Source organism: Lentzea alba (assembly GCF_047445655.1).
In the GTDB taxonomy this organism is placed as follows: domain Bacteria; phylum Actinomycetota; class Actinomycetes; order Mycobacteriales; family Pseudonocardiaceae; genus Lentzea; species Lentzea alba_A.
On sequence record NZ_JAJAEG010000018.1, the window covers coordinates 23396 to 43743 of the forward strand.

18 protein-coding genes are annotated in these 20348 nt (G+C 67.3%); 10 read left to right on the plus strand and 8 right to left on the minus strand.

Going from position 1 to position 20348, the window contains the following annotated elements:
• The first annotated feature begins 38 nt into the window (after positions 1–38).
• Positions 39–3677, plus strand: coding sequence for a chromosome segregation protein SMC (gene smc / locus LFM09_RS28285; protein WP_414099598.1), 3639 nt, complete (start codon positions 39–41; stop codon positions 3675–3677).
• Between the two features lie 245 nt (positions 3678–3922).
• Here the strand turns inward: smc and LFM09_RS28290 are convergent, their stop codons facing one another.
• From LFM09_RS28290 to LFM09_RS28300, 3 genes are all read right to left on the minus strand, one after another.
• A complete protein-coding gene (locus LFM09_RS28290) occupies positions 3923–4636 on the minus strand; it encodes a lysophospholipid acyltransferase family protein (RefSeq protein ID WP_414099599.1) in 714 nt (237 codons plus the stop codon).
• A gap of 24 nt (positions 4637–4660) precedes the next feature.
• On the minus strand, positions 4661–4999 hold the full coding sequence (locus tag LFM09_RS28295) for a hypothetical protein (protein ID WP_414099600.1): 339 nt from the start codon (positions 4997–4999) through the stop codon (positions 4661–4663).
• Positions 5000–5073: 74 nt separating this feature from the next.
• Positions 5074–5532 carry a hypothetical protein gene (locus LFM09_RS28300; RefSeq protein WP_414099601.1) on the minus strand — a complete coding sequence of 153 codons (459 nt, stop codon included), beginning with the start codon at positions 5530–5532 and terminating at the stop codon, positions 5074–5076.
• Between the two features lie 66 nt (positions 5533–5598).
• On the opposite strand from LFM09_RS28300, the gene LFM09_RS28305 reads away from it, so the two are divergent.
• On the plus strand, positions 5599–6522 hold the full coding sequence (locus LFM09_RS28305; protein WP_414099602.1) for a GNAT family N-acetyltransferase: 924 nt from the start codon (positions 5599–5601) through the stop codon (positions 6520–6522).
• On the opposite strand, the gene LFM09_RS28310 is transcribed toward LFM09_RS28305, so the two are convergent.
• Positions 6472–8031: a sodium:solute symporter gene (locus LFM09_RS28310; RefSeq protein ID WP_414099603.1), complete on the minus strand. Its 1560-nt coding sequence runs from the start codon at positions 8029–8031 to the stop codon at positions 6472–6474. The genes LFM09_RS28305 and LFM09_RS28310 overlap by 51 nt on opposite strands.
• A complete protein-coding gene (locus tag LFM09_RS28315; RefSeq protein WP_414099604.1) occupies positions 8019–9146 on the minus strand; it encodes an anhydro-N-acetylmuramic acid kinase in 1128 nt (375 codons plus the stop codon). Before LFM09_RS28315 ends, LFM09_RS28310 begins: the two co-directional genes overlap by 13 nt.
• A 114-nt stretch (positions 9147–9260) precedes the next feature.
• On the opposite strand from LFM09_RS28315, the gene ftsY reads away from it, so the two are divergent.
• Positions 9261–10568, plus strand: coding sequence for a signal recognition particle-docking protein FtsY (gene ftsY, locus LFM09_RS28320; RefSeq protein ID WP_414099605.1), 1308 nt, complete (start codon positions 9261–9263; stop codon positions 10566–10568).
• A gap of 118 nt (positions 10569–10686) precedes the next feature.
• Here the strand turns inward: ftsY and LFM09_RS28325 are convergent, their stop codons facing one another.
• Positions 10687–11433, minus strand: coding sequence for an IclR family transcriptional regulator (locus tag LFM09_RS28325; RefSeq protein WP_414099606.1), 747 nt, complete (start codon positions 11431–11433; stop codon positions 10687–10689).
• Positions 11434–11509: 76 nt separating this feature from the next.
• Between LFM09_RS28325 and aceB the strand changes: the two genes are divergently transcribed.
• The 5 genes from aceB (at position 11510) to LFM09_RS28350 (ending at position 17331) form a co-directional block, all read left to right on the plus strand.
• Entirely contained in the window at positions 11510–12994 is a 1485-nt protein-coding gene (gene aceB, locus LFM09_RS28330) for a malate synthase A (RefSeq protein WP_414099607.1), read from the plus strand.
• Positions 12994–14163 (plus strand): DUF6986 family protein, encoded by a 1170-nt coding sequence (locus LFM09_RS28335; RefSeq protein WP_414099608.1) that lies wholly within the window; start codon positions 12994–12996, stop codon positions 14161–14163. Before aceB ends, LFM09_RS28335 begins: the two co-directional genes overlap by 1 nt.
• A gap of 75 nt (positions 14164–14238) precedes the next feature.
• A complete protein-coding gene (locus LFM09_RS28340; RefSeq protein ID WP_414099609.1) occupies positions 14239–14706 on the plus strand; it encodes an Imm1 family immunity protein in 468 nt (155 codons plus the stop codon).
• Between the two features lie 51 nt (positions 14707–14757).
• Complete coding sequence (locus tag LFM09_RS28345) at positions 14758–16023, plus strand: FAD-dependent oxidoreductase (RefSeq protein ID WP_414099610.1); 1266 nt, start codon at positions 14758–14760, stop codon at positions 16021–16023.
• Positions 16024–16032: 9 nt separating this feature from the next.
• Entirely contained in the window at positions 16033–17331 is a 1299-nt protein-coding gene (locus LFM09_RS28350; protein WP_414099611.1) for an FAD-dependent oxidoreductase, read from the plus strand.
• On the opposite strand, the gene pucL is transcribed toward LFM09_RS28350, so the two are convergent.
• Positions 17258–18136: a factor-independent urate hydroxylase gene (gene pucL / locus LFM09_RS28355; RefSeq protein WP_414099612.1), complete on the minus strand. Its 879-nt coding sequence runs from the start codon at positions 18134–18136 to the stop codon at positions 17258–17260. The two genes, LFM09_RS28350 and pucL, sit on opposite strands and share 74 nt — an antisense overlap.
• A 5-nt stretch (positions 18137–18141) precedes the next feature.
• Positions 18142–18663, minus strand: a complete 522-nt coding sequence (uraD, locus tag LFM09_RS28360; protein ID WP_414099613.1) for a 2-oxo-4-hydroxy-4-carboxy-5-ureidoimidazoline decarboxylase — start codon at positions 18661–18663, stop codon at positions 18142–18144.
• A gap of 84 nt (positions 18664–18747) precedes the next feature.
• Here uraD and LFM09_RS28365 point away from each other — a divergent pair, with 84 nt between their 5' ends.
• Together LFM09_RS28365 and LFM09_RS28370 are read left to right on the plus strand one after the other, a co-directional pair.
• On the plus strand, positions 18748–19494 hold the full coding sequence (locus LFM09_RS28365) for a hydroxypyruvate isomerase family protein (protein WP_414099614.1): 747 nt from the start codon (positions 18748–18750) through the stop codon (positions 19492–19494).
• Positions 19491–20348, plus strand: a complete 858-nt coding sequence (locus LFM09_RS28370; protein ID WP_414099615.1) for an NAD(P)-dependent oxidoreductase — start codon at positions 19491–19493, stop codon at positions 20346–20348. The genes LFM09_RS28365 and LFM09_RS28370 overlap by 4 nt, the downstream gene beginning before the upstream one ends.

Genomic DNA, 20348 nt, shown 5'->3' on the forward strand with positions numbered 1-20348 from the left:
AACGCGTTCAACGCAAGCGCTTGGGTACTCTGCCCGGCGTGCATCTCAAGAGCCTGACGCTGAAGGGCTTCAAGTCCTTCGCCTCGGCTACCACGCTGCGCTTCGAGCCCGGCATCACCTGTGTGGTCGGCCCCAACGGGTCCGGCAAGTCCAACGTGCTCGACGCGCTGCGCTGGGTGATGGGCACGCAGGGTGCCAAGGACCTGCGCGGCGGCAAGATGGAGGACGTCATCTTCGCCGGCACGTCCGGCCGCGCGCCGCTCGGCCGCGCCGAGGTGACGCTGACGATCGACAACTCCGACGGCATGCTCCCGATCGAGTACACCGAGGTGTCGATCACCCGCCGGATGTTCCGCGAGGGCGCCACCGAGTACGAGATCAACGGGAACTCGTGCCGTCTCATGGACATCCAGGAGTTGCTCTCGGACTCCGGCATCGGCCGCGAGATGCACGTGATCGTCGGTCAGGGCCAGCTCGCCGCGATCCTGGAGTCCAAGCCGGAGGAACGCCGCGCGTTCATCGAAGAGGCCGCCGGCGTCCTGAAGCACCGCAAGCGCAAGGAAAAGGCGCTGCGCAAGCTGGAGGCGATGCAGGCGAACCTGACGCGCCTCACCGACCTCACCGCCGAACTCCGCCGTCAGCTCAAGCCGTTGGGCAAGCAGGCCGAGATCGCTCGCCGCGCCCAGGTCGTGCAGTCCGAGCTGCGGGACAGCAAACTCCGTCTGCTCGCGGACGACCTCGTCACGCAACGGGAAGCCATCGCGCAGGAGGAGCACGACGAGGCGAAGGCCCGCGAGCGCCGCGCCGAGGTCGAGAAGTCGTTGCAGGCGGCGCAGTACCAGCAGAACGAGCTGGAGGAGCGCGTCGCCGCCGACACGCCGAAGCTGCAGGCCGCGCAGGACACCTGGTACCGGCTGTCCGCTTTGGAGGAACGCCTCCGCGGCACCGTGAGGCTTGCGGCGGAACGGGCCCGGCACCTGTCCGCCGAGCTGGACGCACCCAGCAGGGGCCGCGACCCCGACGACCTCGACCGCGAGGCCGAGGAGACCGCCGAGATGGAGCTGGAGCTCCAGGAAGGCGTGACCGAGGCGCGCATCGCGCTCGCGGAGGCCGTGGAGACGCGGTCCGAGCTGGAGCGCATGGTGTCGCAGGCGGAGAAGGCGCACATGGCCGCCGTCCGCGCGATCGCCGACCGCCGGGAGGGTCTGGCCCGGCTGTCCGGTCAGGTGGAAGCGTTGCGCAGCAAGACGAACGCGACCGCCGAGGAGATCGAACGCCTCTCCGTCACGGTCGCAGAAGCCTCCGAACGCGTCGAGTTCGCGTCGATCGAACTGGCTGAGGCGCAGGCGGTCACCGGCTACGAGGACGAGGGCGACAACGACCTCGACGAACGTCACCGGCACGCCGTCCAGTCCAACGACGCCGCCAGGCAACGCGTCGAAGAACTCGTGAAGGCTGAACGCACCGCGGAACGTGACATCGCGTCGTGGCGTGCCCGCGTCGACGCGCTGTCGCTGGGCCTGACTCGCAAGGACGGCGCGGGCGCACTGCTCGCGTCGGACGTGCCGGGGCTGCTGGGTTCCGTCGCGGCGCTGCTGACCGTGGAGCCCGGTTTCGAGGTCGCGCTGGCGGCCGCACTGGGCCCGATCGCCGACGCTGTAGCGGTTTCCTCCGGCGACGGCGCGCTGCAGGCGCTGAAGCTGTTGAAGGAGAAGGACGCCGGACGCGCCGGTGTGCTGATCGGGTCGTACGGGTCCACTGTGGACACCTCGCAGTGGGGCTACCTCCCGCACGGCGCGCGGTGGGCCATCGACGTCGTGCACGCTCCGGAAGCGTTGCGCCCGGCACTGGCTCGTGCCCTCGATCGCCTTGCCGTGGTTGAGGATCTGGACTCCGCGGCACGGTTCAACGGCCGCGCGGTGACCCGTGACGGCGACCTCTTCGGCACGGACTGGGCCATCGGTGGCTCGGGTGCGCAGGGCCAGAGCGTCATCGAGATCCAGGCGGCCGTCGACGAGGCGCAGGAAGCCCTGGCGACCGCGGAACGCGCGCTGGAGCACGCCTCGGCCGCGTTGGAAGGCGCTCGGGCCGAGCAGCAGTCCCGCCGCAAGGTGCTCGACGCGGTCAAGGAGGCCATGCAGGAGGCCAAGGTTCGGCAGGCCCGTTCCGGTGAGCGGCTGAACCGGATGGCTGCCGCGGTGCGCTCCGCCGAGGCCGAGGTCAACCGCATCACCGAGCAGCGCAACAAGGTCGAGCGGTCGCGCGAGGAAGCCCTGCTGAAGCTGGGCGAGCTCGAAGAACGACTGCTGATGGCCGAGGAGGAGCAGACCCTCGACGACGAGCCGGACACCGAGCAGCGCGACCAGCTGGCCGCCGAGCTCGCCCAGGCACGTCAGGCCGAAATGGACGCACGCCTGGTGCAGCGCACGGCCGAGGAGCGCGCACGAGCGTTGCAGGGCAAGGCAGACGGCCTTCGTCGTGCTGCGCGTGCTGAACGCGAGGCCCGCGAGCGCCACGCCCGCGCGACGCAGCACCGTGCGCGTGGTGCTGTGGTTGCGAAGGCTGTCGTCCGCGGTGGCGAGCAGGCGCTGGAACGCATCGCGATCTCTCTGGACCGCGCCGCCCGCGAGCGCGACCAGGCCCAGGAACGCCGTCAGCAGCACGAGCTGCTGCTGACCCAGGTGCGCAACCTGGTGCGCGAGATGTCCGGTGAGCTGGAGAAGCTCGTCGACGCCGTGCACCGCGACGAGGTCCTGCGGGCCGAGCAGCGCCTGCGCATCGAGCAGCTGGAAACCAAGATCGCCGAGGACTTCGGCATCGGCCTCGACGACCTCGTCAACGAGTACGGCCCGGACTGCCTCGTGCCGGCCTCGGCCGCGGAGATGGCCGAGTACCAGGCCGCCAAGGAACGCGGCGAGCAGGTCTCCGAGCCGCAGCCGATGCCGTACGACCGCGACACCCAGGCCCGCCGCGCCAAGCGTGCCGAGCGCGACCTCTCGTTGCTGGGCAAGGTGAACCCGCTCGCGCTGGAGGAGTTCGCCGCGCTGGAGGAGCGCTACAAGTTCCTCTCGACCCAGCTGGAAGACATCAAGGACACCCGCCGCGACCTGCTCACCGTCGTGAAGGAGGTCGACGACAAGATCCTGGAGGTCTTCACGTCGGCCTACGAGGACGTGGCGCGCGAGTTCGAGATCGTCTTCAAGGTCCTGTTCCCCGGCGGCGACGGCCGCCTGGTGCTGACCGAGCCCGACGACATGCTGACCACCGGCATCGAGCTGGAGGCGCGCCCGCCCGGCAAGAAGGTCAAGCGCCTGTCGCTGCTCTCCGGTGGCGAGAAGTCGCTGGCCGCCGTCGCGATGCTGGTCGCGATCTTCCGCGCCCGCCCCTCACCGTTCTACGTGATGGACGAGGTCGAGGCGGCGTTGGACGACACGAACCTGCACCGCCTGATCGGCCTGTTCGAGCAGCTGCGGGAACGGTCGCAGCTGCTGATCATCACGCACCAGAAGCCGACCATGGAGATCGCGGACGCGCTGTACGGCGTCTCGATGCGCGGTGACGGCATCTCGCAGGTGATCTCGCAGCGGCTGCGCACGCGTGGCGACGAGCGGGCGCCTGCTGCGGAGTCCGCGCCTGAACCGGCTGCTGAGTCCTCGCCGGATCCGGCGGACGAGTAGGGCGATCGGAGCAGGTGCCTGGGGGGCTAAGACCAGCTCCGACCGCGGCTTCTACGCCGGGCGGCGCCGCATGCGGTTGCCCTTCCCCAACGGGTGAGGAAGGTCCCCCAAGAATCACCGCATGGACGCAGCCCGGGCACCTGGTGGGGTGAAGTCCCCCAGTTCAACCTCACCACTTCAGGTGCAGTGACCACTCTGCACCATCGACCTTGTGAAAACCTTGTATCCCCAGGTCAGGGCGTGTTTCAGTCCCTGCGGGCGTCGAGCTCGGCGGCCTCTTCCGGCGTCGGTGCGGTGCCGCCGAGGTGCCTGGGCGCCCACCACGCGCCGGGCTCGGTGGGGTAGTTGGCCTGCGCGGAGTCCAGCAGGTCCTGCATCCGCTTGCGCAGCAACGCGTCGCCGGAGTCGCCGGGGGAGGCCTCGAACGGCTCGCCGATGAGGATCGTGATCGGCACGTGCCGCTGGGTCAGGTTCTTGGGCCGGCCCTTGGTCCACAGCCGCTGCGTGCCCCACAGCGCGACCGGGATGAGCGGCACGCCGGCCTCGTGCGCGAGGCGGTTCGCGCCGGACTTGATGTCCTTGACCGTGAACGACCGGCTGATGGTGGCCTCGGGGAAGATCCCGACGACCTCGCCGCTACGGAGCGCGGACAGTGCCTGCTGGAAGGAGGCCTGGCCCGCGCTCCGGTCGACGGGGATGTGGTGCATGCCGCGCATGAGCGGGCCTGCGATCTTGTTGGCGAAGATCTCGTGCTTCGCCATGAACCGCGTGAGGCGCCCCGAGGGACGCGCACCATAGCCCGCGAAGATGAAGTCGAGGTAGCTGACGTGGTTCGACGCCAGCACCGCTCCTCCCGTGCTCGGGATGTGGTGCGCACCTTCGATGGTGATCCGCAGATCGAGCACCTTGAACATGAGCTTCGCTGCTGCGATCACCGGGGGATAAACGCGATCCGACATGCTTCCGAACGGTAGCCGTAAAAGCTACTCGCCGGTAGCGGCCCCTTCGTGTTCTCGCATGACCCTTGGCACACCCGCGAGGTCCTCGTCGTTGCACAGCAGCTTGAGGTCGTAGTACGGGTTGCCATGTGTGTCGTCGTAGTCGAGATGAACTGCGATGACATCCACGGGCTCGCCCAGCCACTCTTGCGTCTGCCGCAGCCAGGTGGCCGCGCGCTCGAGGGCAGTGGGCAGATCATCGTCACGGAATTCGACCGGCCGGTACGGAACGCCCTGGACCTGGTCCCGGTTGTTCGTCGGCAAGGGCAGGTCGACGGCCACCCCGGATTCGTTGAGATCGAGTTGGATCGTTTCCTCACTCACCGTAGAAGAGTCCCCCACCCTCACCAGCCCTGCAAGCCCGAATCTGGGTGTCGGCCCGAGTGTCGTCCCCCACGTCACGTGGAGCGCTTCAAGAACGCGATGTCGCGCTTGAGTCGCGTGATCCGCTGGTGGGTGGGCATCAACACGTGTGACAGAGCCCCCAGCAACCGCTCAAGATCCTCGGCCGCGCCCTCGCGGTCGCCGGCCGCGTAGCGCAGGTTGGCCAGCAGCTGCCTGGTCTCCAGGACGTCGTCGTGCTCAGGACCCAGCACGCGGAGCTGGTCGCGCAGCAGTGGTTCGCCGGCCGCGATGGCCTTGGCGTGCTGTTTCGCGGTGCCGAGCACCTTCACGAGGCTCAGCCGGACGTCCAGCGTGCGGGGGTCGTCCGCGCCGGCCAGCTCCTCGTAGTCCTTCGCGAGGGCCCTGAACTCGGCGGCTGCTCGCTTGAAGTCGCCCGCATGGGCCATCGCCTCGGCCAGGTCGTTCCGCGTTCTGAGCGCACCGGACAGGTCGTCACCGATCTGGCTGGACATCCACGCCATTTTACTCGTTCGAAAACTCCCTCGCGTCCGAGCGTCGCGGGAGCAACCATTCCTTCTATGTACGACATCCGTTTCGCCGAACCTGGCGACCTCGGCGCCACGATGGCGCTCCTGGTCCGGCTCCAGGCCGACTCAGCGCACCACATCGGCTACCTCGGTGAGACTGTCGAAGAGCTCCGCGCGGAGCTCGCCGAGTTCGAGCCCAGCTGGGCCGACTGCACGGTGGTCGCGGTGGACGCCGACGACAACATCACCGGCATGCTCAGCGTGGAGATCGACCCGGAGCTGGGCCGCGCGTGGCTGCACGGGCCGTTCGTCGACGTACCGGTCAACCACCCGGCGGGCAGCCGCATCTGGGACCAGACCGCCGACGCGATGTTCCGGCGTGCCTCCGAGCTCCTCACCGGCATCACCGACCTAGAGCTCTACGGGCACACCGCCCACCGACGACTGGCGGCGTTCGCCGAACGGCACGCCTTCAGCGCCGGCAAGGCGAGCGCCATCCACATACTGGACAACGGGGAGCTGCGCTCGTTGTTGCTGCGGGACGCGAAGTGTCCCAGCGAACGCGAGATGCGCGTTCTACCCACCGATCCGCAGGTCCACCAAGCCGTAGCCGTGCTGCACGAGCGATGTTTCCCGCGGACGTACTTGTCCGGCAAGCAACTCGTCGAGTCCGATCCCACGGCGCGCACGGTCGTCGTCGCGATGGACGGCGAACGTGTCATCGGGTACGCGGCCGGCAAGGCTCAACCCGAGGAGTACTACATCGACTTCGTGGCCGTCGAACCCGATGTTCGCGGTCAGGGCGTGGGCGCCTCGCTCGTCACCGAACTGCTGTGGAAACTCGCGGCGGCCCGCGGTGCTCGACCGCAGGCCGCCGCGTCGATCTACTCCGGCAACGAGTCCTCGCAGAACATGTTCGCGCGCCTAGGCTTTCGACTCCACGTCGAGCTTGTCGCCTACCGGCACCCGGCGTGAATGACGCAATGACAGCAACCCACCCACCAGCAAGGTGACCGCCACCCCCAGGGGCGTGTTCCACCAGCCGGTCAAGGACTTCAGCTCGGCCGTGGCCTTGCCGAAGTAGATCGTCGGCGTGCTGCCGGCGAACTTGACCCCGAGAATCACGAAACCGACGACCAGCACCGTCGTCACGAACGCGATGATCGCGTCCACCTGCGTGACGCGCTTGAAGATGAGGCCGAGGAGGAAGGCCCCGAGCAGCGCGCCGTAGGTGTAGCCGGCGATGCCCAGCGCCTGCACCACGATCGGGTCGGCCGTGGTCTTGTTCGAAGAGGCGAACAGACCCGCGCAGACGATCAGCAAGCCGGCCCACACGAGGGTCCACGCCCGGCCGTGGCGCAGGCGTTCGTCGTCGGTCATCGCGGTCTTGCGGATGCGTTCGTAGATGTCCGTGACCGTGCTGGAGGCCAAGGCGCCCAACGAGGACGACAGCGCGGCCGCGAGGATGCCGGCGATCACGAACCCGGACAGGCCGCTCGGCAGTACTTTGACGATGAAGTACCCGAACAGCTCGTCCTTGTTGCCCAGACCGATGTCCTTCACGGGGTCGGCGCCGCTGTAGTACGCCCACAGCATCACGCCGATGAACAGGAAGAACGCGAACTGCAGGAAGACCACTAGACCGGAGGCGATCAACGCCTTCTGCGCGGACTTCACGTCCCGAGTGGCCATGAGCCGTTGCACGATCAGCTGGTCCGCGCCGTGTGAGGCCATCGACAGCAACGCGCCGCCGAAGAACGCGGCGATGAACGGGTACGCGCCCGTCAGCGGTGACGAGGCGAAGTCGAAGAGCTGGAACTTGTTGACGTCCGCGGCCTTCGAGAACCAGCCGTCGGGCAGCTCGCCGGCCAGGAACCAGATCACCACGACGCCACCGAGCACGTACCAGAGCATCTGGATGGCGTCGACCCACACAACCGCGCGCACGCCGCCGAAGAAGCTGTAGAACACCATCGCGACGCCGAGTGCCGCGATGATCGTCCAGTACGAGGCGTTGATTCCGTATTGCTGCAGCACCAGCTTGATCGGGATCGCCGTCGCGAACAACCGGATGCCGTCCGCGAGCAGGCGCGTGAAGAGGAACGTGACGGACGCCGTGGCACGCATGCCGTTGCCGTACCGCTTGCCCAGGAACGCGTACGCCGTGACGAGATCACCCGCGATGTACCGCGGCAGCAGCACGAAACTCACGATGATGCGGCCCACGATGTAGCCCAGCGCGAGCGTCAGGTACGTCATGCCGCCCTGCGCGGGCGTCGCCATGTAGGCGATCACCGGCACGCTCAGCACCGTCAGCGTCGACGTCTCCGCGGACACCACGCTCAGGCAGACCACCCACCACGAGATGCGCTTCTCGCTGACGAAGTAGTCGGTGGACGACTTCTGCCTGCCGCCGATCCACGTGCCGAGCAACGGCATGCCCACGAGGAAGAGGGCGATGATCGCGAGATCTAGTCCGCGCATGTCGGTTCCCCCACTTTCAGCTTGGTCACCGCGGTGGTGACGGGCTCGGGCATTCTGAGCGGTCCGCTTCCGGGCGTGATGCTGCCGAGCAGCCGTGGCCCGGACGCACCGGTGGCGGACGGCGTGTTGCCCGGAACCCCGTGCCACGTCAGGAATCCGAGCAGCGCGGCGAGGTAGGCCTCCTTGCCGTCGCGCGGCAGGCCCAGCGAGTCGCTCAGCTTGAGCGGAATCGGGTCGAGCGCCTTCGTGAGCGACTCGACCAGCACCGGGTTGCGCATCCCGCCTCCGGACGCCACCACCACACTCGCGTCGTGCGCGCGGCAGGCGTCCGCGATGGTTCGCGCGGTGACCTCCACGAGTGTTCTGAGCATGTCCTCGGCCTGGACCGTCGGGAACCCCTGCAGGTACTCGGCGTTGAAGAGCTCCTTGCCGGTCGACTTCGGCCACGGCTTGGCGTAGTACGGGTCGGCGAGCAGCTTCTTCAGGACGTCTTCTCGCACGTGGCCACGCCTGGCGAACTCGCCGTTGGTGTCCTGGCGGCGCTGGCCGTTGGAGATGACCTCCATGACGGCGTCCATCAGCGCGTTGCCGGGGCCCGTGTCGTAGGCGATCGGTGGTGATCCCGGTCTGACGACGGTGATGTTCGCGATGCCGCCGATGTTGAGCGCGATCGCGGGACTCTCGCCGGCCAGCCAGAGCGCGTCGAGCGTGCTCGCCAGCGGGGCGCCCTGGCCGCCTGCCGCCACGTCTCGCACTCTCAGGTCCGCGATGACCGGGACACCGGTGCGTTCGGCGATCCACGCGGGCTGCCCGAGCTGCAACGTGCCGAGGCAGTCGCCGTCCTGCACCTCGTGGTGGACGGTCTGGCCCAGCGAGCAGACCAGGTCCGCCGGCAGGTATCCGGCGGCAACTTCACCGAAAGCCTGCCCCAGCGACGTGTCGAAGGCGCACACTTCGGCGAGGTCCTTCGGTTTCTCGAGCAGGTCCTTGGGGAAGGGGTGCTCGGCGTGCTGCACCGGCACGAGCTCGACCACGTCGCCGTTGATCGACAGGTCGGCGACGGCGACGTCGATGCCGTCCATCGACGTGCCGGAAATCAGTCCGATCACCCTCACGACGTGTGGTCTATTCCACACTGTGGTCGTGCGCAAGAGCTTTGGTGAAATCTTCGCCTAAATGAGCAATAGATGGTTGGCAGGTCACATGGCGGCCTGTGAAACCATGAGCCCGTGTCGACGTCTTCCCTTGTCCTGATCCTCGTCGTCGTGGCGGTCGTGCTGATCGCTGCGCTGGTGACCGGTGTGGTGCTGACGCGTCGCCGGCGCATCAGCCTCACGCAGAAGGAGGAGGCGCCGCGGGCCGGTGGTTACCAGGCCTCGTCCGGGTTCACGCTGACGCCGGCGGCTCCGGAGGCCTCCTCGGCTGAGGCGGTGGCTGGGGCTGAGGTGGCTGACGCCGTCGAGGACACCGCGCCTGTCGAGCATCCGGTTGCTGATCGGACTGAGGTCGACGGGCAGCCCGGGGTGGGGGATGACGCCTCTGTGCCGCGTGACTCCGTCAAGCGTGGCTTTGTTGAGGTCGACCTGCCGGAAGAGGCTTCCGAGGTTGAGGAGATCGAGCCGACTGCTGGGCGGTTGGAGCGGTTGCGCGGGAAGTTGTCGAAGTCGCGCAACGCGTTCGGGTCGTCACTGTTGGGGCTGCTCGGGGCCGGGGACCTTGATGAGGACTCGTGGCAGGACGTTGAGGACACGCTGCTGATTGCTGATCTTGGGGCGGCTACCACCACCGAGATCGTTGAGACTTTGCGTTCCAAGATCGCCGGGGCTGGGGTGCGTACCGAGGCTGAGGCTTCTGCGTTGCTGCGGTCGGTGTTGGTCGACGCTCTGCACCCCTCGATGGATCGGTCGCTGAAGGCGTTGCCGCACTCCGGGAAGCCTGCTGTGTTGCTGGTGGTCGGGGTCAACGGCGTCGGGAAGACGACTACCACGGGCAAGCTTGCCCGGGTGCTTGTCGCCGATGGGCGGACCGTGTTGTTGGGGGCTGCTGACACGTTCCGGGCTGCTGCTGCTGATCAGTTGGAGACCTGGGGCAAGCGGGTTGGGGCTGAGACTGTTCGGGGGCCTGAGGGCGGGGATCCGGCCTCTGTGGCGTTCGATGCTGTCAAGCGGGGGATGGACGCTGGGGTCGACACCGTGTTGATCGACACGGCTGGGCGGCTGCACACCAAGGTTGGGCTGATGGATGAGCTCGGCAAGGTGAAGCGGGTCGTGGAGAAGCAGGCTGTTGTGGATGAGGTTCTGCTGGTTTTGGATGCCACGACTGGGCAGAACGGGCTCACGCAGGCGCGTGTGTTCGCTGAGCAGGTCGACATCACTGGGATTGTGCTGACCAAGTTGGACGGTACGGCCAAGGGTGGGATTGTGTTCCAGGTTCAGCGGGAGCTTGGGGTGCCGGTGAAGTTGGTTGGGCTTGGTGAGGGTGCGGACCACCTTGCGCCGTTTGAGCCTGGGGCCTTTGTGGACGCGTTGCTCGGGTGACGCGTCGGTTTCGTAGGTCGCCCCCCGGTTTAGTCGGCGGGTTCCTGCGCCACACGGGGTCCCGTATGGAAAAAGACGGCTCGGCTTCGCCATCGCAGCCTCGCCTTCGGCTTCGGCCCTACTGAGCTGCGGCCTGGTCTGCTAGGCGCTTTGCGACTGCTAGGACCTCGGGGAGGATGCGGGTTACTGCGTCCTTCGTGAGGCGGCCCTCTGGGCCCGACACCGATACCGCGGCCAGGGTTGGGCCGCCGATCACCGGCACGGCGATGCAGCGCACGCCCAGTTCCTGTTCGGACTCGTCCAGCGCGTAGCCGCGTTCCTGGATCTCGTCCAGCTCGGCCAGCAGTTCCACCGGGTCCGTGAGCGTGTTCGGCGTGTACGCGGGTAGGCCCGTGCGTTCGAGGAGTTGACGCACCTCGTCGCGCGGGAGTTGGGACAGCATTGCCTTGCCCACGCCTGTGCCGTGCGGGAGCAGGCGGCGGCCTACCTCGGTGAACATGCGCATTGAGTGCTTTGAGGGCACCTGTGCCACGTAGACGACCTCGTCGCCGTCCAGGACCGCGAGGTTTGCGGTTTCCTCTACTGAGTCAACTAGTTGGGAGAGGAACGGGCGTGCCCATGTGCCGTATTGGCGGGATGCTGTTTCGCCTAGGCGGATGAGGCGGGAGCCGAGGGTGTAGCGCCGGTTGCTGTTCTGGCGTACATAGCCCAGCGTGACGAGGGTGCGGATCAGGCGGTGGATTGTGGGCAGGGGTAGGCCCGAGACCGTGGCGAGCTCGGAGAGGGAGGCTTCGCCGCCTGCGTCTGCTAGGCGTTCTAGCAGGTCGAAGGCCCTTTGCAACGACTGCACGCCACCTGTCGACACGTGCGACTCCTCTCGTTGCAGTTCCGCAATGCAAAAACTATAGTCCACACAGCAAAACCGAGAGAGGTGGATCCAGGTGCAGGTCCTCACTGACGAGGCTCTTGAGTTCGTTGCGAAGCTGCACGAGGCGCACGCCGCCCGCCGGGACGAGTTGCTCGCCCTGCGCAAGGAGCGGAGGCCTCTCGGGTTTTTGGCTGAGACCCAGTCGGTGCGTGACGGGGAGTGGCAGGTCGCTCAAGCGCCGCAACCGCTCCAGGACCGGCGCGTTGAGATCACCGGGCCCACCGAGCGCAAGATGACGATCAACGCGCTCAACTCCGGGGCGAAGGTGTGGCTGGCTGATCTTGAGGACGCGAACACGCCGCATTGGGACAACGTCGTGCAGGGGCAGGTGAATCTGTACGAGGCGGCGCGCGGGACGATCGAGTTCACGTCGCCTGAGGGGAAGCACTACTCGCTCAAGGGTGGGCCCTACCCGACGATTGTCGTGCGGCCGCGTGGGTGGCACCTGGATGAGCGGAACCTGCAGTTCGGCGGGAAGAACGCTGTTGGGGCGTTGGTGGACTTCGGGCTGCACTTCTTCCACAACGCTGAGCTTGGGAAGCCCTACTACTACTTGCCCAAGATGGAGTCGCATCTTGAGGCGCGGCTGTGGAACGACGTGTTCACGACGGCGCAGAAGCTGAAGGGTGTGCCGCACGGCACGATCCGGGCGACGGTGCTCATCGAGACGATTCCGGCTGCGTTCCAGATGGAAGAGATCCTCTACGAGCTGCGGGATCACGCGTCTGGGCTCAACGCTGGGCGGTGGGACTACCTGTTCAGCGTCATCAAGTACTTCCGGGACGCTGGGGCGGACTACGTGCTGCCGGACCGCAACAGCGTGACGATGACGGCGCCGTTCATGCGGGCGTACACCGAGTTGTTGGTGAAGACGTGTCACAAGCGCGGGGCGTTCGCCATGGGTGGCATGGCGGCGTTCATTCCGAACCGGCGTGATCCCGAGGTCACGGAGAACGCGCTGCGCAAGGTGCGTGAGGACAAGACGCGTGAGGCGAACGACGGGTTCGACGGGTCGTGGGTGGCGCACCCGGACCTGGTGCCGGTTTGCCGGGAGATCTTCGACGGGGTGCTGGGGGACAAGCCGAACCAGGTTGACAAGCAGCGGCCCGAGGTTGAGGTGACGGCCGAGCAGTTGCTGGACTTCAAGTCGGCTGGCGGGGCGGCTACGCGTGCCGGGCTTGAGTCGGCGGTTGACGTTGGTGTTCGGTACATCGCGTCGTGGCTCGGGGGCAACGGAGCGGCGGCGATTCACAACCTGATGGAGGACGCGGCCACAGCGGAGATCAGCCGGTCGCAGATCTGGCAGTGGATCAACAACAAGGTTGTGCTGGACGACGGCACGCAGGTCACGCCTGAGGCGGTCCGGGAGGTTCTGGGGCGCGTGGGCAGCCAAGTTGAGGGGCCGCACGTGGCGGCGGCGGTGGAGCTGTTCGAGCAGGTCGCGTTGTCCGAGGACTTCGTCGACTTCCTCACGCTGCCGGCGTACGAGCGCATCTGATGTATCAGACGTCGCTGTCGCCCGATGACGTCGCGCGGGTGACCGCGCGGTTGTCCACTGTGGAACGTAGCTGGCCGGTGGGACGTCAGCCCGTGCACACGTGCTACGTGCCCGCCGGGCGGATCATCGGTACGACGATCGGTGACTGGGGGCGCGAGGCCCTGGAGTCGATCGAGCCCGAGTTGTTGCCGGAGTTGCCGGACGGGGTGCTCGACCGCGTTCGGGCCAAGCTCGTCCGGGAGCCGATCGAGGATCTGCGGATCGACTTCGAGGACGGGTACGGCGCGCCTGAGGACGACGTCGAGGACATGGATGCCGAGAGCACGGCGCATCTCGTGTCACGGTGGCTGGAGGAGCGGACGGCGCCGCCTTCGTTCGGGGTGCGGATCAAGTCGTTCGACACCAAGGCGTTGCGGGAGCGCGGGCTGCGGACGCTGGACATCTTCCTGACAGCATTGGGGGAGGTTCCGCCAGGTTTTGTGATCACCTTTCCGAAGGTGACATCAGTCGACCAGGTCGAGGTGTTCGGCGAGGTGCTGGACCTCTTCGGCAAGGAGTTGAAGTTCGAGATCCAGGTCGAGACGACGCAGTCCATTGTGGATTCCGAGGGGCGGCTCGCGATCCCGCGGTTCATCGAGGCCGGCAACGGCCGGGTGACAGGTCTGCACTTCGGCACCTACGACTACACGGCTGGGTGCGGGTTGTCCGCGGCGCAGCAGCACCTGGCGCACGGCGCGTGTGACTTCGCGCGGCACGTCATGCAGGTTTCCGCTGCTGGGACCGGGGTTCGGCTGTCGGACGGGTCCACCAACGTGCTGCCGGTCGGGGAGCAGAAGAAGCTCGGCTGGGAGACGCACTACCGGCTGACGCGGCGATCACTCGAACACGGGTTCTACCAGGGTTGGGATCTTCACCCGGCACAACTGGTGACACGTTATGCGGCGGTTTACGCCTTCTACCGCGAGGGTTTGGACGCTGACGCCGGTCGGTTGAAGTCCTATGTGCAGCACGTCTCAGGAGGCGTTCTGGACGAACCTGCGACCGCCCAGGCGTTGTCGGCCTTCTTCCTCCGTGCGGTGGACTGCGGTGCGCTCGATCCGGTGGAAGTGCAGGTCGCCACGGGTCTGGACGAGTCAGCGTTGAGGGGGCTCGTCACACGATCCGGCTGACCGGGTCATCACCCGTTCGTGTGGTTCTGTCAATGGGTGTCGAATGTTCCCGGCGATGGGTGCAGGGTGGCACGCATGAGCATGCGAGCTGGCCTCTGGACCGGGCTGCCCGACCTCGACGCGGCGGAGCACAAGTACCAGGTCGTCGCGTGCGCAGCGGATGTGGACACGTTGATCGGGCTGCTCGCCCGGCCGGAGTGCAACGACGGGTCGCTCGACCACTTCGGGCGGCCGCTCACCTCCGAGGGCGATCCCGATCACAACGTCGTGCTCGCCGTGCGCGGCGCGTGGGGCTACATGTACTACGTCGACAACACCTTCATGGGGTGGCCGAAAGGTTCGGAAGAAGCGCCGTACGTCAACGAGAAGTACACGGACTTCCCTCCTGGCGTGGGCGTTCCACTCGACCTGTACAAGCAGTTGCTGATCGAGTTCATGACGACCGGCGAACGTCCGACAGGTGTGGACTGGTACTGCGAGGCAGATCTCTTCCACTCCTGGCGTGACCAGCAGATGTCCTTGCGCGGTACCGAGAACCGGTGACCTCGGTCTCGTTCGGGTAACAACGAGAGCACGGCGAGCGTTATCGCACCCGTGGCTACTGCTGTTGTGATCGGTGCGGGCATCGCCGGCCTGTTGACCGCGAAGGCGTTGGAGGACAAGTACAGCCGGGTGATCGTCGTGGAACGCGACAGGTTGCCCGCCGAGCCGGAATTCCGCTCTGGTGTTCCGCAGGGAAGGCACGCGCACGGGTTGTTGCTGCGCGGCGCCCAGATCATGGAGGACTTCTTTCCCGGCCTGCGCGACGAGCTCGTCGCCGCCGGGGCACAGCTGATGGACGCCGGTGAGGCCCGCGTGCTGACCCCGTACGGCTGGGCCGCGCAGGGCGAGACCGGCCTGCCGATGCTGTCCGTGGGCCGGCCGTTCCTGGAGACCGCGATCCGCCACCGCGTCTCCGCCGAGTTCGCCGACAACACGAACGTCGTCGGCTTCCGCTTCGACGGGTCCACTGTGGACGGCGTGCGCGTCCGTCCCAAGGACACCGGCGCCGAAGAGGTGATCGAGGCCGACCTGGTCGTCATGGCCGCCGGTCGCAGCGCCAAGCTCCCGGAGTGGCTCAAGGCCGCGGGCGTCGAGGTGCCCGAGCCCGTGTCCGTCGACTCTCGGACGGGGTATGCGACGCGGCTGTACGCGTTGCCGCACAACGACAAGGTCGCGATCGGTCAGTTGATCAGCGCACCCGTTCAGCGCCGCGGCTGCTCGGCCACCCGCATCGAGGGCGGCAAGCTGCTGGTGACCCTGCAGGGTGCGGACGGCGATCACCCGTCCAACGACCCCGAGGAGTTCATGGCGTTCGCGCGGTCGCTGGACGTGGGCCTCGCCGAGATCCTCGACGGCCTCGAACCGCTCACGCCCATCTACCTCTACGCGCGGACGGCGTCGTCGATGCGCGCCTATGAGAAGGTCTCGGACTGGCCTGCCGGGCTGATCGCCGTCGGCGACTCCGTGGTGACGCTGAACCCGTTGTACGGCCAGGGCATGACCGTCGCCGCGCTGGAGGCCGAGCTGCTGAGCAAGCACACCGACTTCTCCGCCGAGGGCGTCAGGGCGTTCCAGGCCGCACTGGCCAAGGCCGTCGCGGGGCCGTGGGGCATGTCGGCGGGTGCGGACGCGCAGTGGGCGCCGGACTTCAAGCCGGGCCTCATGGGCAAGCTGATGGGGCGCTGGCAGGTCGCGCTCACCCAGGACGTCGACATGGTGCGAAGGTTCCTCAGCGTGATGCACCTGCAGGCGCCGCCCACGTCGTTGATCGGACCATCTGCGCTGTGGAGGCTGAGGAAAGCGAAGATCTCCGCTTAACTGGACGGCATGAAGGCCGTGGTGGTGGGTGGGGGAATCGCCGGCTTGCTGGCGGCCCGTGTGCTGAGCGAGTCTCATGAAGTCGTTGTCCTGGAACGGGACAAGCTCTCCGACGAGGCCGAGTACCGCGCGGGCGTGCCGCAGGGCAGGCACGTGCACGCGTTGCTCGTGCGCGGTGGCGAGATCATGGAGGGGCTGTTCCCCGGCCTGTACGACGAGCTCGTGCAGGCCGGAGCGGCGCTGATCGACGCTGGTGAGGTGCGGATCCTCAACCCGCTCGGCTGGCTGGCCTCGACGGACGGGACCGGTATGCGGCTGCTCTCGGTGAGCCGTCCGCTGCTGGAGACCTGGATACGACGGCGTGTGACGGCCAAGATCGTCGACGGCGTGCACGTCACCGGGCTGTCGTTCAGCGGTTCGACCGTGGACGGGGTGTTGACCAAGGACGGCCGGGTCGACGCCGATCTCGTGGTCGTCGCCACCGGGCGGTCGTCGAAGCTGCCGGAGTGGTTGGCGGAGGCGGGGATCACGACGGGCGAACCAGAGGTGGTCGACTCCCGCACCGGGTACGCGACCAGGATCCACACCGCGCCGGAAGGTTTTCCCGCGCTGGTCGCCGAGTCGTTGTCGGCGCCGGACACCCCGCGTGGATGTGCGGTGATGCGCATCGAGGGCGACCGGCTGATGGTCACCGCCCAGGGATCGGGCGGGGACCACCCGCCGCGCGACCCCGACGAGTACCAGGTGTTCCTGGAGTCGTTGCGCGGGCCGATCGCGGAGTTGCTGCGCGAGACCGAGCCGCTCACCCCGATCTACCTGTTCGCGCGGACGGCCAGTCGCCGCAACGCCTTCGAGGCCGTGGAGAACTGGCCGGGCGGGCTCGTCGCGGTCGGCGACTCGGTGTGCGCGTTCAACCCCGTGTACGGACAGGGGATGACGGTGGCCGCGTTGGAGGCGCTGTTGTTCCGGCGGCACGACGACTTCACCGCCAAGGGGTGCCGGGACTTCCAGCGCAAGGTCGCCAAGGCGGCGCAGGGGTCGTGGTTGTTGTCCAGCAACGCCGACCAGGGGTGGGTGGAGGGCGGTGGCAAGACGGGCCCGCTCACGCGCGTCTTCGGCTGGTACATGAAGAAGTGGCAGATCGCGATCACCCGGGACTCCGGGTTGTTCGTCCGCTTTCTCCGCGTACTGCACATGATCGACGGACCCGCCTCGCTCATGAACCCGGTCGTGTTCAGAAGGCTGGCAAAGTACTCCAGGCGAGACCCGCGTCAGGAGCGTCGTCCCGCAGGATCGAACCCTCGATGAGGCCGTACGGGCGGTCCGCGGCGTAGAAGACCTCGTTGTCGTTCTCCAGGCCGAACGCGCTGAGGTCCACCAGGAAGTGGTGCTTGTTCGGCATGGAGAGCCGGACCTCGGCGACCTCGGGGCGGGACTGCAGCACGGCCTCACCCATCGCGTACAGCGTCTGCTGCAACGACAGGGAGTGCTTGTCCGCGAACGTCTTCAGCATGATCGAGCGGATCTCGGTGAACGACTTCGCCCAGTCCACGTCCGTGCCGATGTAACGCCAGCGGGCCGTCACCGACGTCGCCAGGATGCGGTCGTTGGTCTCCTTCAACGTCGTGTACGGGTCCTTGGGGTAGCCGTGGAACTCCGACCCGGTCGACTTCAGCACCACCAGGTCGCGTACGCCCGACACCACCCACGCCTGCGAGCCCTCGATCGTCACGGCGGTGGTGCGCTTCTCGTTCGAGCCCTGGACGAACGAGTGGTCGTGGCCGTCGATGCGGTCCCAGCCGTGCTCGTCGATCAACACCCGCGCACCCGTGATCGCCTCCTGCGACGAGACGAAGTGCCGGCCCAGGCGCAGCGCGAAGTCCTCGATCTCACCTACCGGGGCTTCCTTGGCGAACGCGTAGACGGTGTTCTTCTGCGTGTCCGTCGCGAGCACCTTGGCGTTGTCGCCGGTCAGGTGCGTGTCGGCGAGGTCTCCCCGCAGCGAGGTGCTGACCGTCAGGTCCTTGATCGTGTGCACGGAACCGTTGCGCGACACCGTGACGAGGCGGTTCTCCGCCTTGCCGTACTGGTTGGGGCCCAAGACGATGGCCATGTTGTTCAGCTCCCGATCAGCTTCTGCAGCCGCAAGGCGGCGATCTTCGCGAGTTCGTCGTTGACGACGCGGACCTCGACATCCGGCGGGTTGTCCATCCTGCTGGACAGGTTGTCGAGCATCTCCGCACCGCTCAGGCCGGTCGCGCACACCAGGTAGATGTGCCCGAACCGATCCTCGTACGCGGCGTTCGCAGCCGCCAGGCGATCAGCCTGACTGCTGTCCACACCGGACTGTTCGGACCGCGACCACTTCGCTGACACCCCACCTGTCTTCTGTCGTTCGCCGATGCGCGGGTGCCCGGCGATGGCGCCGAGCACCTCCTCGTCGGAAAGTCCTTGTGCGGCAACGTGAGAAGCCGCGAGGAGTGCATCCATCGACGCGTACGGCCTGCCCGCCACTATCGCGTCGACCCAGCGGGGTACCGCGAGGCACTCGGTGAGCAGAGGTCGCAGTTCGGCCTCCGGGGCGCTGTTGAAGCTCTCCACGGCTCTCCAAGTTTCTGTATCGCGGAATCTAACTTCCACATTCTTGACCTGAGCCGAGCGAGATGTCTAGTGTCTCCATAGAGCGAAATTGAACTTCCGCAATGTGGAAGGAACGGCCCAGAGATGTTCGACGCAAACCTGTCCATGCTCTTCACCGAGCTGCCGTTGCTGGAACGCCCGCAAGCGGCGCGCGCCGCCGGGTTCGACGCGGTCGAGATCTGGTGGCCGTTCGCGGACGCCGTACCCGAGACACGCGAGATCGAGGCGTTCGAAGCCGCGATCCAGGACGCCGGTGTGCGCCTGGTCGGCCTCAACTTCTTCGCGGGCGACATGCCGGCGGGCGACCGCGGGCTCGCGAGCTGGCCCGGCCGCGAGACCGAGTTCCGGACGAACGTCGAGATCACCGCGGCCATCGCGGCCCGCCTCGGCTGCCGCACGCTCAACGCGCTGCACGGCAACTACGAGACCAGCGCCCAGACGATCTCGAACTACCGCTTCGCCGCAGATGTCGCGGCGGAGATCGGAGCGCAGATCGTCATCGAGCCCCTCAGCGGTGCGCCGCTGTACCCGATCAAGACCGCCCAACAGGCGTTGGACCTGATCGACGAGATCGACCGCGGCAACGTGAAGCTGCTCGCGGACCTGTACCACCTCGCCACCAACGGCGACGACCTCGACACCCTCGCCGACCACGTCGACCTCATCGGTCACGTGCAGATCGCCGACGCTCCCGGACGCGGTGAGCCCGGCACCGGTGAGCTCGACATCTTCGGGCACCTCGCGAAGCTCCGCGCCAACGGCTACACGGGCTTCGTCGGCGCCGAGTACAAGCCCGTCACCCACTCCTTCTCTTGGAGGGACAACGCATGACCCGCATCGGATTCATCGGCCTCGGCATCATGGGCAGCCCGATGGCGGCCCACCTCGTAGCCGCCGGACACGACGTGACGGGCTTCGACCTCAGCTCGGCCTCTCTCGAGAAGCTGGTCGCCGACGGCGGCACCGCGGCTAAGTCGGCGCAGGAGGCCGTGAGCGGCGCCGAGGTCGTCATCACGATGCTGCCGAACCACCCGCAGGTCGAGGCCGTGGTCAACGAGGTCACGTTCGACGACGGCACGCTGCTGATCGACATGAGCACGATCCGCCCGTCCACGTCGATCGAGATCGCTCGCAAGCTCTCCCACGTGCGCGTGCTCGACGCGCCGGTCAGCGGTGGTCAGACCGGTGCCGTCCAGGCGTCGCTCAGCATCATGGTCGGCGGCGAGGAGAAGGACTTCGCGGCGGCCAGGCCGTTCCTGGAGATCGTCGGCAAGACGATCGTGCACGTCGGCCCGCACGGCGCCGGCCAGGTCGTGAAGGCCGCGAACCAGCTGATGGTCGGCGGCATCTACGCACTGGTCGCCGAGTCGATCGTGCTGCTGGAGGCGTCCGGCGTCGACCCGAAGGCGGGCCTGGACGTGCTGGCGGGCGGTCTCGCGGCGAACCGGATCCTGGACCTCAAGCGCGAAACCATGATCGCGCGCGAGTTCCAGCCGGGCTTCCGGATCGACCTGCACCACAAGGACATGGGCATCGCGCTGGACGCGGCACGCGCTGCCGACGTCGCGCTGCCGGTCACCAACCTCATCGCCGCACTGGTCGCGGCGGGACGCGCGCAGGGTTACGGGTCGCTCGACCACTCCGCGCTGCTCAAGGTCATCGAGAACTTCGCGGGAAGGGCCTGA

What these genes read in the sequence shown, in the direction of transcription:
- LFM09_RS28290 (WP_414099599.1), bottom strand. Translation starts at nt 4,636, where the DNA reads ATGTCGGATCGCGTTTATCCCCCGGTGATCGCAGCAGCGAAGCTCATG.
- LFM09_RS28300 (WP_414099601.1), bottom strand. Translation starts at nt 5,532, where the DNA reads ATGTCCAGCCAGATCGGTGACGACCTGTCCGGTGCGCTCAGAACGCGG.
- LFM09_RS28305 (WP_414099602.1), top strand. Translation starts at nt 5,599, where the DNA reads ATGTACGACATCCGTTTCGCCGAACCTGGCGACCTCGGCGCCACGATG.
- LFM09_RS28310 (WP_414099603.1), bottom strand. Translation starts at nt 8,031, where the DNA reads ATGCGCGGACTAGATCTCGCGATCATCGCCCTCTTCCTCGTGGGCATG.
- LFM09_RS28335 (WP_414099608.1), top strand. Translation starts at nt 12,994, where the DNA reads ATGTATCAGACGTCGCTGTCGCCCGATGACGTCGCGCGGGTGACCGCG.
- LFM09_RS28340 (WP_414099609.1), top strand. Translation starts at nt 14,239, where the DNA reads ATGAGCATGCGAGCTGGCCTCTGGACCGGGCTGCCCGACCTCGACGCG.
- LFM09_RS28350 (WP_414099611.1), top strand. Translation starts at nt 16,033, where the DNA reads ATGAAGGCCGTGGTGGTGGGTGGGGGAATCGCCGGCTTGCTGGCGGCC.
- pucL (WP_414099612.1), bottom strand. Translation starts at nt 18,136, where the DNA reads ATGGCCATCGTCTTGGGCCCCAACCAGTACGGCAAGGCGGAGAACCGC.
- LFM09_RS28365 (WP_414099614.1), top strand. Translation starts at nt 18,748, where the DNA reads ATGTTCGACGCAAACCTGTCCATGCTCTTCACCGAGCTGCCGTTGCTG.
- LFM09_RS28370 (WP_414099615.1), top strand. Translation starts at nt 19,491, where the DNA reads ATGACCCGCATCGGATTCATCGGCCTCGGCATCATGGGCAGCCCGATG.